General features: G+C 68.9%; 10 protein-coding genes. 8 read left to right on the plus strand and 2 right to left on the minus strand.

Features of this window, described 5'->3' with window-relative positions; genetic code table 11:
* Positions 1-76 precede the first annotated feature (76 nt).
* The 4 genes from ACFYWY_RS31885 (at position 77) to ACFYWY_RS31900 (ending at position 10,738) form a co-directional block, all read left to right on the plus strand.
* Positions 77-1,966, plus strand: a complete 1,890-nt coding sequence (locus tag ACFYWY_RS31885) for an ABC transporter ATP-binding protein (RefSeq protein WP_389192845.1) — start codon at positions 77-79, stop codon at positions 1,964-1,966.
* Positions 1,967-2,656: 690 nt separating this feature from the next.
* Positions 2,657-4,009, plus strand: coding sequence for a beta-ketoacyl synthase N-terminal-like domain-containing protein (locus ACFYWY_RS31890; RefSeq protein ID WP_389192848.1), 1,353 nt, complete (start codon positions 2,657-2,659; stop codon positions 4,007-4,009).
* Positions 4,010-4,088: 79 nt separating this feature from the next.
* Positions 4,089-10,433: an SDR family NAD(P)-dependent oxidoreductase gene (locus tag ACFYWY_RS31895; RefSeq protein ID WP_389192851.1), complete on the plus strand. Its 6,345-nt coding sequence runs from the start codon at positions 4,089-4,091 to the stop codon at positions 10,431-10,433.
* Positions 10,434-10,528: 95 nt separating this feature from the next.
* Positions 10,529-10,738 (plus strand): DUF5988 family protein, encoded by a 210-nt coding sequence (locus ACFYWY_RS31900; RefSeq protein WP_389192854.1) that lies wholly within the window; start codon positions 10,529-10,531, stop codon positions 10,736-10,738.
* A gap of 28 nt (positions 10,739-10,766) precedes the next feature.
* Here the strand turns inward: ACFYWY_RS31900 and ACFYWY_RS31905 are convergent, their stop codons facing one another.
* Both ACFYWY_RS31905 and ACFYWY_RS31910 read right to left on the minus strand, forming a co-directional pair.
* On the minus strand, positions 10,767-11,492 hold the full coding sequence (locus tag ACFYWY_RS31905) for a DUF1775 domain-containing protein (protein ID WP_389192857.1): 726 nt from the start codon (positions 11,490-11,492) through the stop codon (positions 10,767-10,769).
* A gap of 413 nt (positions 11,493-11,905) precedes the next feature.
* Positions 11,906-12,397, minus strand: coding sequence for a hypothetical protein (locus ACFYWY_RS31910; RefSeq protein WP_389192860.1), 492 nt, complete (start codon positions 12,395-12,397; stop codon positions 11,906-11,908).
* A 441-nt stretch (positions 12,398-12,838) separates the two neighbouring features.
* On the opposite strand from ACFYWY_RS31910, the gene ACFYWY_RS31915 reads away from it, so the two are divergent.
* The 4 genes from ACFYWY_RS31915 to ACFYWY_RS31930 all read left to right on the plus strand — a co-directional run bounded on the left by ACFYWY_RS31915 (position 12,839) and on the right by ACFYWY_RS31930 (position 15,721).
* Positions 12,839-13,663: an LLM class F420-dependent oxidoreductase gene (locus ACFYWY_RS31915; RefSeq protein WP_389192862.1), complete on the plus strand. Its 825-nt coding sequence runs from the start codon at positions 12,839-12,841 to the stop codon at positions 13,661-13,663.
* Between the two features lie 88 nt (positions 13,664-13,751).
* Complete coding sequence (locus ACFYWY_RS31920) at positions 13,752-14,180, plus strand: TIGR03668 family PPOX class F420-dependent oxidoreductase (RefSeq protein WP_389192865.1); 429 nt, start codon at positions 13,752-13,754, stop codon at positions 14,178-14,180.
* 100 nt (positions 14,181-14,280) lie between these two features.
* On the plus strand, positions 14,281-14,490 hold the full coding sequence (locus ACFYWY_RS31925; protein WP_389192868.1) for a YxD-tail cyclophane-containing RiPP peptide: 210 nt from the start codon (positions 14,281-14,283) through the stop codon (positions 14,488-14,490).
* Entirely contained in the window at positions 14,462-15,721 is a 1,260-nt protein-coding gene (locus ACFYWY_RS31930) for an FxsB family cyclophane-forming radical SAM/SPASM peptide maturase (RefSeq protein WP_389192871.1), read from the plus strand. The genes ACFYWY_RS31925 and ACFYWY_RS31930 overlap by 29 nt, the downstream gene beginning before the upstream one ends.
* Positions 15,722-15,754 lie beyond the last annotated feature (33 nt).

A 15,754-nucleotide genomic window follows, 5' to 3' on the forward strand; every position in this document is an offset into this window, starting at 1 on the left:
GTAGCGTTCTGGGTGCGCCCCGGGCCACGTCGGCCGACGGGAACCGCGTCGGCCCAACAGATTCCGGAGGCACCCCATGGACATGGAAGTCACCGCGTGGACATCGCTGCACAGTGCGATGAACGCCCAGCAGGACCAAAGACCCTTCTCCCGGGCCGTCCTGCGCCGCATCGCCTCCTTCGCCCGGCCGCACCGCCGTCAGCTGTACCGCTTCCTGCTGCTCAGTGTGGTCACCGCCCTGCTCGCCGTGGCGACTCCCGTGCTCGCGGGCCGCGTCGTCGACGCGATCGTCAAAGGCCAGCAGACCGGTATCGTCACCCGGCTCGCGCTGCTGATCGCTGTCATCGCCGTCGCCGAGGCGGGGCTCGGTCTGCTCACCCGCTGGCTGTCGGCCACTCTCGGCGAGGGGCTGATCCTCGATCTCCGCACTGCGGTCTTCGACCACGTCCAACGGATGCCAGTCGCGTTCTTCACCCGCACCCGCACCGGCGCACTCGTAAGCCGGCTCAACAACGACGTCATCGGGGCCCAACGGGCCTTCAGCAACACCCTCTCCGGCGTCGTTTCCAACCTCGTCACCCTGCTGATGACGCTTGCCGTGATGCTCAGCATCTCCTGGCAGATCACCCTGCTCGCCCTCGTCCTGCTGCCGGTCTTCGTCGTCCCCGCCCGCCGGATGGGCTCCCGCATGGCCAAGATGCAGCGCGAGGCCGCCAACCACAACGCCGCCATGGGCACCCAGATGACCGAGCGGTTCTCCGCCCCGGGCGCCACCCTCGTCAAGCTCTTCGGACGCCCCGCCGACGAGTCCGCCGAATTCGCCGCCCGGGCCCGCCGGGTGCGCGACATCGGCATCCGTACCGCCATGGCCCAGTCCGTCTTCATCACCGCCCTCACCCTGGTGTCCGCCCTGGCCCTCGCCCTGGTATACGGACTCGGCGGCTACTACGCACTGCGCGGCAGCCTGGAACCGGGAGCCGTCGTCGCCCTCGCCCTGCTCCTCACCCGTCTCTACGCACCGCTGACCGCACTGGCCGGCGCACGTGTCGAGGTGATGAGCGCCCTGGTCAGTTTCGAGCGGGTCTTCGAGATCCTCGACCTGAAACCACTGATCGCCGAGAAGCCGGACGCCCGCCGGGTGCCTGACGGACCGGTGTCCGTGGAGTTCGACGGGGTCCGCTTCGGCTACCCCTCCGCCGACAAGGTCTCTCTCGCCTCCCTCGAAGAGGTCGCCACTCTCGACTCCCGCGGCGGCACAGAGGTTCTGCACGACGTCTCCTTCCGCGCCGAACCCGGCCGGATGGTCGCGCTGGTCGGCTCCTCCGGCGCGGGCAAGTCCACAATCGCCCAGCTCATGCCGCGGCTGTACGACACCGACGCCGGTTCCGTGCGGCTGAACGGCGTCGACGTTCGCGACCTGACCTCGGACTCGATCCGCGAGACGATAGGCATGGTCACCCAGGACGGCCACCTCTTCCACGAATCCGTCCGTGCCAACCTTCTCCTTGCCCGGCCCGATGCCACCGAGGACGACATCTGGGACGCCCTGCGCCGCTCCCGCCTGGCTGAGCTGGTGGCCTCGCTGCCCGACGGCCTGGACACCGTCGTCGGCGAGCGCGGCTACCGGCTCTCCGGCGGCGAACGGCAACGGCTGACCATCGCCCGGCTGCTGCTGGCCCGCCAGCGGGTCGTCATCCTCGACGAGGCCACCGCCCACCTCGACTCCACCTCCGAGGCGGCCGTCCAGGAGGCCCTTGGGGAGGCACTTGCGGGCCGTACCGCCGTGGTGATCGCCCACCGGCTCTCGACCGTACGAGCCGCAGACCTGATCCTGGTCGTCGAGGAGGGCCAGGTCGTCCAACGCGGAACCCACACCGAACTCCTGGCCGCCGGCGGCCGCTACGAGGAGCTGTACCGCACCCAGTTCGAACAGCCCGGAGCGGAGGAGGCATACCCCGTCCATTGACCCCGCCCAGTCCCCTGTCGCCGTGACTGGTACGGCAGTTGGACTCCGTCCTTTGGCGAGGAACTGCCCTCGTGCCCCCGGAAGCCTGAGGACAGCGATGTATTGAACTTGGCGACGCCGGACGGGCATCGCCCAACCGCCAAGGCTCGAACTCCCCGTTCACCACAAAGCCGGTCAGCATCAGGGAGCGGCAGGGTGAGCCGTCGTGTCGGATCACGAATGCGGTTTTGCGGCGACCCTTCCCAGGCTCCAGTGCCTGCCCGCTGCGCCCGAGCGCGTGTGCCCGGCACTTGCGTTCGGGCGGAACGCCGAGAAATCCGACGCTCTTGGCCGTCGAACCCAGACCTCGGGAAGGCGGATTACGCCGGTGTAGTTCAGGCGCACGTTTTCCGTTATTCAGTGCTTCGAGCGCCGTGGCACCGACCGAACGGTAACTGCCTGTCACGTCCTAAGGTAAGGACAGCCTTACAGGATGAACCTGTAGTCGGCCCTATTCAGGCTGTCGGCGCCGGCGGGTAACTCCCGGGCCCCTCATCGCGCGCCGACAAGGCATCAGTTGTGCCCGAGCAGATCTCGGCTGCGAGCCGGGCTGCTCACCAGTGGGCCCGACATTCCGGGTCTCGGACCCGGCCCAGTCCCTGACAGTGGTGTGGTGCACAGCCATGCCGTCCCAGCATGCGGAGGTGTGACATGAGCGGTCGAGCCACGGCGACTCAAGGAAATGCGGGAGCGAGCACACGGGATGCCGTGGTTACCGGCATGGGGTTCTGCCTGCCGGGTGAGGGCCGGCCCGTTTTCACCGCGGAGGAAGTCTGGGACATCGCTTCGCACGGACGTTCATGCCTCTTACGTGACGGCGTCTATCACGGACCGGTGCACCTGTCGGACGCCATGTTCGAGGAACGTCTGCCCGAATTCCCGGGGGTTTTCGCCCGGCACTTCACCGCCGCGCATCGGTTCGGCCTCGTCTCACTCTCAGAGGCGTGCAGGGATGCCGAGTTGAACCCGTACACGGGGGACCTGACAGCCGCGGCGATTCTGGCCGGGCGGGGCGGAGTGGATGCCCAGGTAGGCAGCTACCAGGCGGTCCTCCGGGCCAACCCTCAAACGATCAGCGCCCTGGAGGCGATGGATCTTTTCATCGGCACCGAACTGGCGGTTTCTCCATCCGATGTCGCCCTGGTGCAGGGAGCGGTGACCCGTTCCACCGGTCCTTGCTACACGGTGTCCTGCGGTTGTGCGTCGTCCGCCGTCCAGCTCGGAAATGCCCGCCACATGATTGCCGAAGGCGTGGTGGACATTGCGGTGGTGACCGGCGTCGATGTTTTCAACGTCGGTCTGGTCCGGAACGCACAGCGTCTCTTACGTGTGGCTCAGCAAGCGAACGCGTCCATCCGATCGACCGGCAAACCCGCGCTCCTGCCGTCGTTCGACCGCCTTATGCGGCCGTATGACCAGCGTGCGGACTGCGTGAACTACGGCGAGGGTTCTGTGACTTTGATCCTGGAAAGCCGGGAGCACGCACATCGGCGTGGCGCCCACGCGTACGGCCAGATCCTTTCACAAGCCACGACCCGCGACGGGCTCGCCAACCCACTGGCGAGCGACGAGAGCGGAATGGGACTCGTGGCCGCCGTCCGTGCCTGCCTCGGGGACCGGTGGACCATCGAACAGGTGCCCTACATTCACGGCGGCAGCGACGGTGACGCAGTCGTCACCGCCTTTGAAGTCAATGCGGTCAGGAACCTGTACGGCCCGGCCGCGGCCGGACTGCTCATGACGTCCCAGGAAGGCTGTTTCGGCCACAACGGAGCCCCGGCCGGATGCCTCGGGGTGGCGCTGACCCTCCTCATGATGGAACGGGGCGAGGTATGTCCTACGGCGAATTGTGAGCAGCCGGCCGACGGTCTCATATTCGATCCGGTCCCTGGAGTGCGCACCCGTTCTCTCGACTTCCATTACGCGCTGAATTTCACCTACCAGATCGGCGGCGTGAAGAGCGCGGTCCTGCTGGGAAGCCTGGACGCCGCCCAGCGGCGCTGAGAAACCCGAGCGGTGCACGACCATTCCACAGTGTGTTTCGATCCGGACCCGTCCGACTGACGGGAGGGAGAGGTTTCCAATGGTCCAGCGTGAGCACCCTGCGAGTGGAGACCACACGCGTATCGCCGTTGTCGGACTGGGGTGCCGGCTTCCCGGCGATGTCGATTCGCCCGCCGCACTGTGGCGACTGGTGGCCTCCGGACGGGATGCGGTGGGGGATCCTCCCCCCGGTCGTGCCGGGCCTGGAGCGTCCGGCGGTCATCACGGCAAAGTCGGGTCCGGGAATCCGATGGATCGACAGGGCGGCTATCTGCGGGACGTGTCCGGCTTCGACGCGGACTTCTTCGGGGTCTCCGGTCGCGAGGCGGACGTGCTCGACCCGCAGCACCGGCTGCTGCTGGAGGTGGCATGGGAGGCACTGGAACACGCGGGGTTACGGCCCGACCGGCTGGCCGGGAGCTCGACAGGGATGTACCTGGGTATCAGCTACAACGACTTCTACGAGGGGCTCGCCGGGCAGCCGCTGGAGCTGGAGGGCTCGCTCCTGACGAACGGTCACTGCGTCGCCGCGGGACGCATCTCCTATCTCCTGGGGCTGCACGGCCCCTGTGTCGCGCTGGACACGGCTTGCTCCTCATCGCTCGTGGCACTCCACCTGGCATGCGGGGCGCTCGGGTCCGGTGAGTGCGACCTCGCCCTGGCCGGCGGTGTCACCCTCATCCTCGGATCCAGGACGATGCGGTCCTTCGCGCGCATGGGCATGCTGTCGCCGACGGGACGCTGTCACACGTTCGACGCCGGCGCGGACGGCTTCGTGCGCGGTGAGGGGTGCGGTGTCGTCGTACTCAAACGCCTGGCCAACGCCCTGCGGGACGGTGACCGCGTACTCGCCGTGATACGCGGCTCGGCAGTGAATCAGGACGGTCGGTCCAACGGGCTGGCCGCCCCCTCGGCGGCCGCCCAGCAGGCCCTGTTCCGGGAGGCACTGGAACGTGCCGGGACCGACCCACAGGACGTGGGGCTGATCGAGACGCACGGTACGGGCACACCGATCGGGGATCCGATCGAGTTCTCGAGCCTGGCGCAGGTCTACGGCGTGGGCCGGGACCCGTGCGCGCTCGGATCGGTCAAGACGAACCTGGGACATCTCGAACCCGCCTCAGGAATCAGCGGCCTGATCAAGGCCGTGCTGTGCCTGCAGCGCGGACTCGTCCCGCCCAATCTGCACTTCACGGAGTGGAACCCGGCCATCGCACCGGAAGGAACCCGCTTCTTCGTGCCCACCCGGCTGACCGAGTGGCCCACCCGCTCGAGCCCCCGGCTCGCCGCGGTCTCGTCCTTCGGATACTCCGGCACCAACGCCCACGTCGTACTCGAGCAGGCACCGGCCGCCGACTCCAGCCATCGGCCTGTCCCCCGACGTCCGGAGCGCACGACGCCCGAGGTCCTTCTCGTACCCGCCGGGTCGGCCAGGGTGCTCCCGCTGGCGGCGGAACGGCTCGCCGACTGGCTCGAGGGAGACGGATCGGGCGTGCCGCTGCGCGACGTCGCCCACACACTCGCGCTGAGGCGATCGGCAGGCCGCGGCCGCCTCGGCGCGGTGGCCGCCTCCCGCCACGACCTCGTCCGCGCCCTGAGGTCCTTCACGGCCGGACAGGCCCACCCGGGCCTGGTGTCCGGCGCGGTGGCCGCCGGGGTCTCCCGGCGCCCGGTGTGGGTGTTCTCCGGGCAGGGCTCGCAATGGCCGGGCATGGGACGCACTCTGCTGGAGCACGAGCCGGACTTTGCCGCGGCTCTGACCGAAGCCGACGCGCTGATCGAGGCCGAGGCCGGGTTCTCCGTACAGGACATGGTGTCCAGGGGGGTGCCGGTGACCGAATGCTCACGGGTGCAGCCCCTGCTGTTCGCCTCACAGATCGCACTCGCCGCTCTCTGGCGGACCTATGGCGTCGAACCGGCCGCCGTCGTGGGCCACTCCATGGGTGAGGTCGCGGCCGCGGTCGTGGCCGGAGCGCTGACCCTCGCCGACGGTGTCCGGGTCATCTGCCGCCGGTCCTCGCTGCTGACCCGGATCGCGGGGGCCGGCGCCATGGCGACCGTGAGCCTGGACCGGGCCGCGGTGGAAGCTGAACTCGACACCGCCCGCGTGACCGGCGCCGTCTCGGTCGCGGTCCTTGCCGCCCCCGGCTCAACGGTCGTAGCCGGTGAGGCCCGAGAGGTGGAACGGCTGGTTGCCGCCTGGGAGTCGCGGGCCATCCCCGCGCACCTGATCGCCGTGGACGTCGCCTCGCACTCCCCCCAGGTGGATTCGCTGCTCTCCGACCTCCGCACGGCCCTGGCGGACTTGACACCCCAGCAACCCCGAGTGCCGTTCTACTCGACAGTTCTGAGTGACCCACGCCGCATTCCCGACTTCGACGCCGCCTACTGGTGCGCGAACCTGCGCCGCCCCGTACGGTTCGCCTCCGCGATCGCCGCGGCTGCCGCGGACCGGCACCACGTCTACGTCGAAGTCTCTCCCCACCCGGTCGTCACCCGCTCTGTCACGGACAGCCTGCCCCGCCTCATCGAGAACGCGGTAGTCCTGCCCACACTGCGCCGCGACGAGGAGGAACTGACCACGTTCCGCACCCAGTTGGCAGCTCTGCACTGCGCGGGCGTCGAGGTCGACTGGTCGAAGCTCTACACGGACGCGGAGCTCTGCGACGTACCCTTCCTCACGTTCGACCGGCAACGTCACTGGGCGGATGTCGCCCCGTTCCCTGGCGCTCCCTCGGGAACGGGCGGCGGCCTGCCCGGTACACACTCCGAGGTCCCGGGTGAACAGGTCCGCCACTACTGGCGGGGAGACGCGGGGACCGCGGCGGTGCCATGGCTGGCCGACCACCGAGTGCACGCGGATCCGGTATTTCCCGGCGCCGGCTATTGCGCCATTGCGCTGACAGCAGCCTGTGAGGTTTTCGGCGCGCCCCCTCAGGAAATCGAGGTCACCGACGTCCGGTTCCTGGAGCTACTGCAGCTGTCCGCACACACCGAGGTGGTCACCAGCGTCACCGTGACCGCTCCGGACCGCGCCGAGTGCGAGATCTTCGGCCGCGGTGACGACGGAGGCTGGGTACGACAGGCGACCGCCGAGCTGCACCACGCCGGCGTACCGCCGCTGGCGCCGACGGCGAAGCTGACGGCCCTGCCGGCACAGCATCCAGTCGCCATCGACCCGGCCTCGCTCTACGCGAGCATGCGCGCCCGCGGCATCGAACACGGCCCGGCCTTCACCGGCATCACAAACCTGCGGGTCTCACGCGACGGCGAAAGCACGTGGGCTCGCGTCGAGTTACCAGCGGCGGCGACATCGGCGCCCCACGACCTGCGTGTCCACCCGGCCCTTGTCGACTCCTGTGCGCAAGCCCTCGTGGCGGGGCTGATCCAGGAACCCGGCCAGGGTCTGGTCCTTCCGGTCGGGGTCAAGGCAATACGCATCCTCGGCGACCTCACGACGGCCGTGTACTGTCACGCCCGCATCGTGGAGGAGAAGACTGACGGCGTCACCGGACACGTCCGTCTGCTGGACGAGGCGGGCAAGCCCTTGCTCAGTATCGACAGCCTCCGGCTGATACGCCATGGCGCGCACGGTGCCAGCGGGGTCGACGGCTGGTTCCTCGAGGCCCGCTGGCCACGTGCCGCGCGCCCCGAGACGAACGCGAGGACGACCCCGCGGGGAAGCTGGCTCGTCATCGGTGAGGCGGACGGTTCCGCCCAGGCGCTGGCCGCCATGCTGCACACGGCAGGGGCGACCACCGACGTGCTCGACACCCCCGTGGGCGACCACCCGCTCGGGCAGCTCAAAGACGCTCTCGTCGACCGCTGGGCCGGCCGCCCCACGCCCCCTGACACGGTGGTGCTGCTCTGCGCGCCACCCGCCGCAGGCGAGGAACCGGCAGCGCATGCACTGCGACGCACGCGACGCCTGCTCGACACCGCGCAAGCCGCCGTCTCCGGCTGCCCCGAACCTCCTCGCCTGTTCGTGGTCACCCGTGGCGCCCAGGCCGTCGAACCCGGAGAGTCGGCCGACCCCGGCCAGAGCGCGCTGCGCGGAGTGGTACGCGTCCTCGCCTACGAGCACCCCGAACTCCGCGCCACCCACATGGACGCCGACCTGGCCGACGCCGCACTGCACGACATGGCGGCCGAACTGCTGAACGCGGGTCCCGAGGACGAGGTCGCTCTGCGCGGCGGCGCCCGCCACATCGCCCGGCTGGACTACGCCCCGCTGACGGACACCGAGCGCACCACGGCCACCACACGCAGGGTGCGCTACGGCACGGACCGCTTCCGGCTCCGAGTCGGCCGCTTCGGCGACCTGGGCTCCCTCGAACTCGCCGTCGGCGACAGGCCCGCCCCGGGACCTGGCGAAGTCGAACTCCGCGTCAGTGCCGCGGCGGTGAACTTCCGGGATGTGCTCACAGCCATGGGCCTTCTCTCGGTGGACGAGGACGCGAGGTACCGCATCGGCTTCGAGTGCGCGGGGACGGTCACCGCTGTGGGGCCGGACGTCACGGCTGTCCGCGTGGGCGACCCGGTGCTGGCCGTCGACCTGCGGGGCGGGGCCTTCGGTTCGTTCGTCACCGTGCCCGTGCATACCGTCGCGCCCGTACCGGCCGGAATCGACCCCGTCGCGGCGGCAGGGCTCCCGGCCGCGTACGTCACCGCGTGGTACGCACTGCGCCACGTGGCGCGACTCACCGCCGGTGAACGGGTTCTGATCCACTCCGCGACCGGCGGGACCGGTCTTGCCGCCATCGGCGTCGCCCGGATGCTGGGGGCCGAGGTACTGGCCACAGCCGGCAGTGCGGAGAAACGCGGCTATCTGCGCGGTATGGGAATCGAGCACGTCATGGATTCCCGGTCCTTGCACTTCGCTGAGCAGACGCGCGCCGTCACCGGGGGCGAGGGCGTCGATGTCGTCCTCAACTCCTTGTCCGGCGCGGCGATCCGCTCCGGGCTGGAAACTCTGCGTCCCTTCGGCCGGTTCGTCGAACTCGGGGTGCGCGACATCCTCTCCGACGCGTCCGTCGGGTTGTCGCCGTTCCGGCACAACATCACTCTGAGCACCGTCGACCTCATCGAGGTCCAGCACAAGCGACCAGAGGTGTTCACCGCCGTGCTCCGCGAGGTGCTCGGCGAGGTCGCCTCGGGAGGGCTGAAGCCGCTGCCCCACCGAAGCTTCCCACTGGCCGCGGTCACGGAAGCGTTCCGCTTCATGGCGGGCGCGAGCCACATCGGCAAACTGATCCTGACCGTCCCCGACCGGGGCGACACGACCGCCGTGATCCCCGAAGGGCCGTCGGCCGTTTCCCCGGGCGGCGCTTACATCGTCACCGGCGGACTACGGGGTGTCGGCCTCGCGACGGCCCGCTGGCTCGCCGAACAGGGCGCCGGTCACATCGTCCTCAACGGCCGCTCGCCCGGCTCTGAGTCGACCGAACGGACCTTGGACGAGCTGCGCGCCCGCGGGACCCGGATCACTGTCGCTCTCGGCGACATCGCCGATCCGGGCACCGCCGAACGCCTCGTGGCCACCGCCACCGCGAACGGCCTGCCTCTGCGCGGCCTCGTGCACGCGGCCATGGTGCTCGACGACGCCGCGGTCACCAACATTTCCGACGACCAGCTGCTACGCGTGTGGCATCCCAAGGCATCCGGTGCCTGGAGGCTGCACGAAGCCACCGCCGGTAACGCCCCCGACTGGTTCGTCGTGTTCTCGTCCATGGCCTCCCTGCTGGGCAATCCCGGCCAAGGCGCCTACGCCGCCGCCAACTCCTGGCTCGATGGATTCGCCACCTGGCGGACGAGCCGCGGCATGCCGACTCTCTCCGTGAACTGGGGCGCATGGGGTGAGACCGGAGCTGCTGTCGACTTCGCCGAACGCGGCTACCAGACCATCCCCACGAAAAAGGGCCTCCAGGCCCTCAACGCGCTGCTCGTGCACCGGCGCACACGCACCGGCGTGATCCCCGGGAAACCGGACACCTGGATCCTCCCGGCGGTCCGGCATTCGTCGCTGTTCAGCCTCCTCGCCGACGAACCGTCCGGAAACACCGAGCAGGACGACAGCATCGACATTCGGACCGAGCTGAGCTCCATACCTGCAGGTCTCGCCCGACGCACCGCCCTCGAGGCCTACATCGCCGACCACATCCGCGCGGTGCTCCGGCTGGGAAACACCACCCTCGACCCGCAGACTCCGCTGAAGTCACTGGGGTTCGACTCGCTGCTGTCCCTGGAGCTGCGAACCCGCCTGGAAACCGGTCTCGGCATCAAAATCGCCGCCAACTTCGTCTACCAGCATCCGACGCTGGCGGCACTCGCCACCGGCCTCGCCGACTACATGGGCCTCACGCTCCAGGACGGTGCCGGTTCATAAGCCCGTCCGCGGGCCGCGCTGACGGCTCGTTTGCGCGGCTCGCCCTTCAACACCGCTCCACTCCGTCTCGTCCCAGGCTGCTGGAGGCATGAGCCATGCACCAATCGAATCTAGTGCTTCTTCAAGGAGGCCCGGAGGACCTTCCTCAAGTCTGGGCGATGCCCCCCGGAGGGTGTGGAGAGCCGGTCAAGATACTGCGCCACAACGCCTACGAGCACTTCGAGTTCACGCATGAGTACCGCACCCTGCACGGTGAGACAATGCCGGTCTACCGCTGGGTCTACCGCACCTACATCGCCGAGTGACTACGCCGGTCAGATGCCGATCGGGGAGTTACGCCCCGGCGGATGTGCGGCGGCGCACCGCGTAGCCCACGGCCGCGAGGGCGACCACGGCGGCTGCGCCGATGCCCACCCAGGCACCTGCCGGTAGCCCGTTGTCATCCTTCTTCCCTGCCGCTGCGGACGGGGTCTTCGACGGGCTCGGCGTCGGGGCGGTCTCGCTGGGCGTCGGGGACGCGGTGGGGCTGGGGGTCACGGGCTTCGCACCGGGCGCCGCAGCCTTGAGCTTCAACACCGGGGCCGGACTGCCGTGGCCGTGGCCGTGCTCGTCACCGCCGCCGGACTCGTCCAGCTCGATCCAGCGATCGACACTTCCGTCGCTGTACGTCTGGAGCGTCTTGAATGCCACCTCCTTGGCGTCGGGCAACTGCCGTACGGTGACGGAGTATTCGGCGTTCTTCCCCACCGCGACGGCCGGGCCCTTGACCGTGTAGCCGTCTTCGTTCGCGGTGAAAGTCCAGCCCTTGGGGCCTTGGCCGTAGGCGACGTCGGCAGGTGACATGCCCTTGGGCAGGACGACGCGCAGCTCGGCTATGCCCGCCTTGGCGGACTCCGACTCGGCGTTGAACCTCAGCGTGACGTCCTCGGCGAGTGCCTGGGCCTTGTCGGCCTCGACCTCGACGTGCGCGGCGGCGGGCCCGGCGGTCAGCAGAACGGCGGCGGCAGCGAAGGTCAGAGCGGTGCCCAGACGGCGGGGCGTCGTGCGGATGCGGGACATGGGAGTCTCCAGTACAGGCGTGAGAAACCGGGCAGCAGCGAGCTGACCGGGGCCAGGTCGTCAGAAGGCGGGAACCGGCGCCGCCTTCGGAGGACCTCGCCCGACCACCACATCCGTGAGCACCACGCTGCCGGGCGGCAACCGCATCGCCCCCGCAGCCCGCGTCGCGCGCCCTTCCACGTCTCCCCCTACCCTCAGGCGACGCCGGGGTCCCGACCGCCTTCGTCGCCACCGTCCTGACGGCACCGCAGTACTGTCCCACCGGGGAGGCGCGAACAGCCAGCGCCTCTTGGTCCAGGTTCGCGGTTGTCGCTTCCATCATCGTCGGCATCGGCGGTCATCACCGCTTCTGACAGGACGACCTCGACAAACGGCCGGCGAGCAGTGGTCCAGGAACAACCGTTCGGCGCGCGTCAGCCGCCGCCTCGGCTCAGGACCGCTCTGGCCGCGGTGTCGTGCAAGCTGTCCACGGTTTCCATCTGGTTCGTGGCCCGGTCCATGAGTCCTTGGAGCCGTGACGTATCGAAGTGGTCCGACTCCGGGGCTACGTGCCTCAGTGCCCGCCACAAGTGGTGTTTGCCCTGGATGCCCAACCGCAGGGTTTCCAGTTCGATGAGCGTACTCAGTCCCGAGCGGCGGAGGACGCGGCCGTTGGGCTTGAGCCGTGCGACCTTTTCCGCGGCCCACCCCACGTAGATCTTGTACCGGTGCGGGGTGATCTCGAGCGAATCCATCACTTCGAGGAGAGTCTGGCGGTCCTGGGCGATGTCCTCGGCCAGGGCCCGCAACTCTCCGGCACGGGCCGACGAGCGGTGCGTCCTTGCGATCCGCCGGCAGAGTTCCACTCCTGACGTGGCGCCGGCAAGGTGGTCGTTCAGGTAGATGTTCAGAGCTTTGCGGTGCACGGGTCCTTCTCTCGGGTGTCGCAGCGCAACCCAGGGCTTGCCTCGGATTTTCCGCCTTGATCATTCCGTCAATCCGGGCCCGGATCACTTCTCACGCGGTTCGTCCCTCTTCCAGTGGAATGGAGGCCCGGGTTGACTCCGAGCTGGAGACCGTGTGCTTCCTGCGTCAAGACGCGCCGGCAGCGAGGGGCTCACATCCCCCTTCGGGAGACGCCACGCCGGGATTGTCCGCCGGCGATGGACGCCACGCCGGGGTTCCGGGCCGGCGGGCCGCCGGTGCGCGTCCGACGGCACCCCGGCGCGTTCTTGCGCCCGCGGGGGTGGAACCGTGCTCGGCGATGGTTCTCCCGGGTGGTCATGGGGGCGGAGTCGCCCGGGGTGGGTAGTCAGCACATCTGTGCAACCCGCCCCGTCCCGTACTCGCCCCTCTATGGAGCAGTCGTGAAATTCGGAGTCTCGACGTTCGTCACCGACCAGGGCATCAGCCCGACCTCGCTCGGAGCCGCACTTGAGGAACGCGCCTTCGACTCGTTGTTCATCGCCGAGCACTCCCATATCCCGGCGGACCGCCAGACGCCTTACCCGGGCGGTGGTGAGCTGCCGGAGATGTACTACCGCACCCTTGACCCCTTCGTCGTCCTGACCGCGATCGGTGTGGTGACCGAGCGGCTGCTGCTGGCCACCGGCATCGCCCTGATCCCGCAGCGCGATCCGATCATCACGGCGAAGGAGGTGGCCTCTCTCGACCTGATCTCCGGCGGCCGTGTGATCTTCGGCGTGGGTGTCGGCTGGAACCGTGAGGAGATGAGGAACCATGGCACCGACCCCTCCACCCGCGGCCGGCTCGCCGACGAACGGCTGCGCGCCATTCGAGAGCTGTGGACCGCGGAGAAGGCCGAGTTCCACGGCGAGTTCGTGAACTTCGATCCGGTCTACGCCTGGCCCAAGCCCGTGCAGCGCCCCCATCCGCCGATCTACGTCGGTGGCGGCGAGGGAGCGTTCCGGCGGGTGGCGCAGTTCGGAGACGCGTGGCTGGCCAACAGCTTGCCGCCGCAGGAGCTCGGTCCGAAGATCGAGCGGCTGCGCGACCTTGCCGACCGAGAGGTGCCGGTGACGGTGTACGCGGCTCCCGACGACCCCGAGCAGATCGAGGGCTACAGCCGACTGGGGATCGAGCGGCTGCTGTTCTACGTGCCGACGATGCCCGAACGGGAGACGCTGGAGTACCTGGACCGGCTGGCCGAAGTCGCTGCCCGGTACCGCTGAGGCGCGGAAACCGCTGCGCCCGGGAACGTGGGACCGATGCAAGGATACGCAACCGCCATAACCGCGGTGACTGGCGGAAAGGGGTGCGATGCCCGCTTTGACGAGCACTGAAGCACGGGAGCGGTTCGCCGCGGCGCGCATCGCCCACCTCGCGACGGCCGACACTGCGGCCCACCCGCACCTGGTGCCGGTGGTGTTCGCCTTGGACGGCGACACGGTGATGCTGGCCGTGGACCACAAACCGAAGCGGACGACGCGACTGAAACGCCTGGCCAACATCGCCGCCAACTCGTCGGTCTGCCTGCTCACCGACCACTACGAGGAGGACTGGGACCGCCTGTGGTGGGCCCGGGCCGAAGGCGAAGCCCGAGTGCTCCCGTCACCGGACCACTCCCCCGAGGCCGCCCGCTGCATCGGACTGCTCACGGCGAAATACCAGCAGTACGCCGGCCGGCCACCCGGCGGGCCGGTGGTCAAAGTCTCGGTCCTGCGCTGGAGCGGCTGGCGCGCGTCGTGAGCCGCGTGCATATTCGCGTCGTGGCTGAAACTTGGCCTGCGACCGTCTACTATCCTCACAGCCGGGCGCGAAGCGACCGCATTTCATCCTGGAGTCATAGTTGCCTCTTCCCCCGGGCACTGCTCTGTCCCCGCGTGACGGGCATCAGGCCATTGAGCTGCCGGACTTCACCGGCCTCCATCTTGCGTCATTGGCCGGTGACGTGAGCAACCCCGTTCTCGCCGCCGTGGTGACCAGCCTGCTGGCCCGTGCCGGCTCTCGCAGCAACGCTGTGGCTTTCTATGACGACAGCCCCTTCGTCACCTACTGAGGCGGGCCACCGACACAACACGTCGGCCCTGTGGCCTCTACAGGGACTCGATGTCGCCGCCGCTCGGGCGGCGGGTCATCAGGCAGTGCCCTTCCAGCAGTTCGTACTGAAGATGCACAGCCGCTGCAATTTCGCCTGCACATATTGCTACGTCTATTCAGGGCCGGACCAGAGCTGGCGTAGGCGGCCTCGGACAGCGCCCGCGGAAGTTGTGGCGAAGACCGCCACCCGGATCGCCGACCATGCAAAGACCCACATGCTGTCGGAGGTCCACCTGAACGTGCACGGCGGTGAGCCGCTGCTGACCGGAGCGGCGGCACCCATCCGCTACGTCACCGCGGTCCGGGAGGCCATCGATGCGGCCGTGGGGCCTGGATTCTGCCAGGTGCAGGCCACTTTGCAAACCAATGGCAGCATGCTCACCGAAGGCGTCGTCACCGAACTGGCCGACGCCGGGCTGAAGATCGGTGTGAGCCTCGACGGCGGTCGAGCCCGGCACAACCGGCACAGGGTGGACCATCGCGGGCGCCCTGGTTGGCCGGCCGCTTCGCGGGGACTGCGAGTGCTGGCTCGTCACCCCGACGCCTACGGCGGCATCCTGTGCACCATCGACCCGTCATCAAATCCCATCGACGTCTACGAATCGCTCCTCTCATTCACGCCCCCGAGCATGGATCTGCTCCTGCCGCATACCAATTGGTCCTCCTCCCCCGGCCGGAAGACCGGCATTGCCACCCCGTACGGCAACTGGCTCGCCGACGTCTTCGACCACTGGTTCCACGCGGAGTCGCCCCAAACCACCATCCGGCTGTTCACAGAAATCATCGGCCTCCTGACCGGCCAGGAAAGCGGCACCGAATCAGTAGGGTCCTCCCCCGTCGTCGCCGTCGTCGTGGACACCGACGGCGCCATCGAACAGGTCGACTCGCTCAAGACCGCGTACTCGGGCGCCCCCGAGACCGGGCTCAACGTCTTCCACCACACCTTCAACGAGGCTCTCGACCATCCGGGTATCGCCGCCCGCCAGATCGGCACCGCCGCCCTCTCCGATCAGTGCCTGTCCTGCCCGGTCGTCGGGATCTGCGGCGGCGGGAACTACGCCCACCGGTTCGACGCCCGCAACGGCTTCAGGAATCCGTCCGTCCACTGCGCGGACCTCGAACGGCTGATCAGACACATCGCGGACCGTCTGCGGCCCTTCCTGCTCAAGGCCCGATTGCCCCGCGACTGAGCTGCCGTCAAACTCTCAATGGGGACGGGCACT

The sequence above is a fragment of the Streptomyces sp. NPDC002870 genome (genome assembly GCF_042888505.1).
Lineage (GTDB): Bacteria > Actinomycetota > Actinomycetes > Streptomycetales > Streptomycetaceae > Streptomyces.

Coding starts and splice junctions, on each gene's coding strand:
- ACFYWY_RS31895 (WP_389192851.1), top strand. CDS start 4,089: ATGGTCCAGCGTGAGCACCCTGCGAGTGGAGACCACACGCGTATCGCC.
- ACFYWY_RS31890 (WP_389192848.1), top strand. CDS start 2,657: ATGAGCGGTCGAGCCACGGCGACTCAAGGAAATGCGGGAGCGAGCACA.
- ACFYWY_RS31885 (WP_389192845.1), top strand. CDS start 77: ATGGACATGGAAGTCACCGCGTGGACATCGCTGCACAGTGCGATGAAC.
- ACFYWY_RS31930 (WP_389192871.1), top strand. CDS start 14,462: ATGACGACAGCCCCTTCGTCACCTACTGAGGCGGGCCACCGACACAAC.
- ACFYWY_RS31905 (WP_389192857.1), bottom strand. CDS start 11,492: ATGTCCCGCATCCGCACGACGCCCCGCCGTCTGGGCACCGCTCTGACC.
- ACFYWY_RS31920 (WP_389192865.1), top strand. CDS start 13,752: ATGCCCGCTTTGACGAGCACTGAAGCACGGGAGCGGTTCGCCGCGGCG.
- ACFYWY_RS31900 (WP_389192854.1), top strand. CDS start 10,529: ATGCACCAATCGAATCTAGTGCTTCTTCAAGGAGGCCCGGAGGACCTT.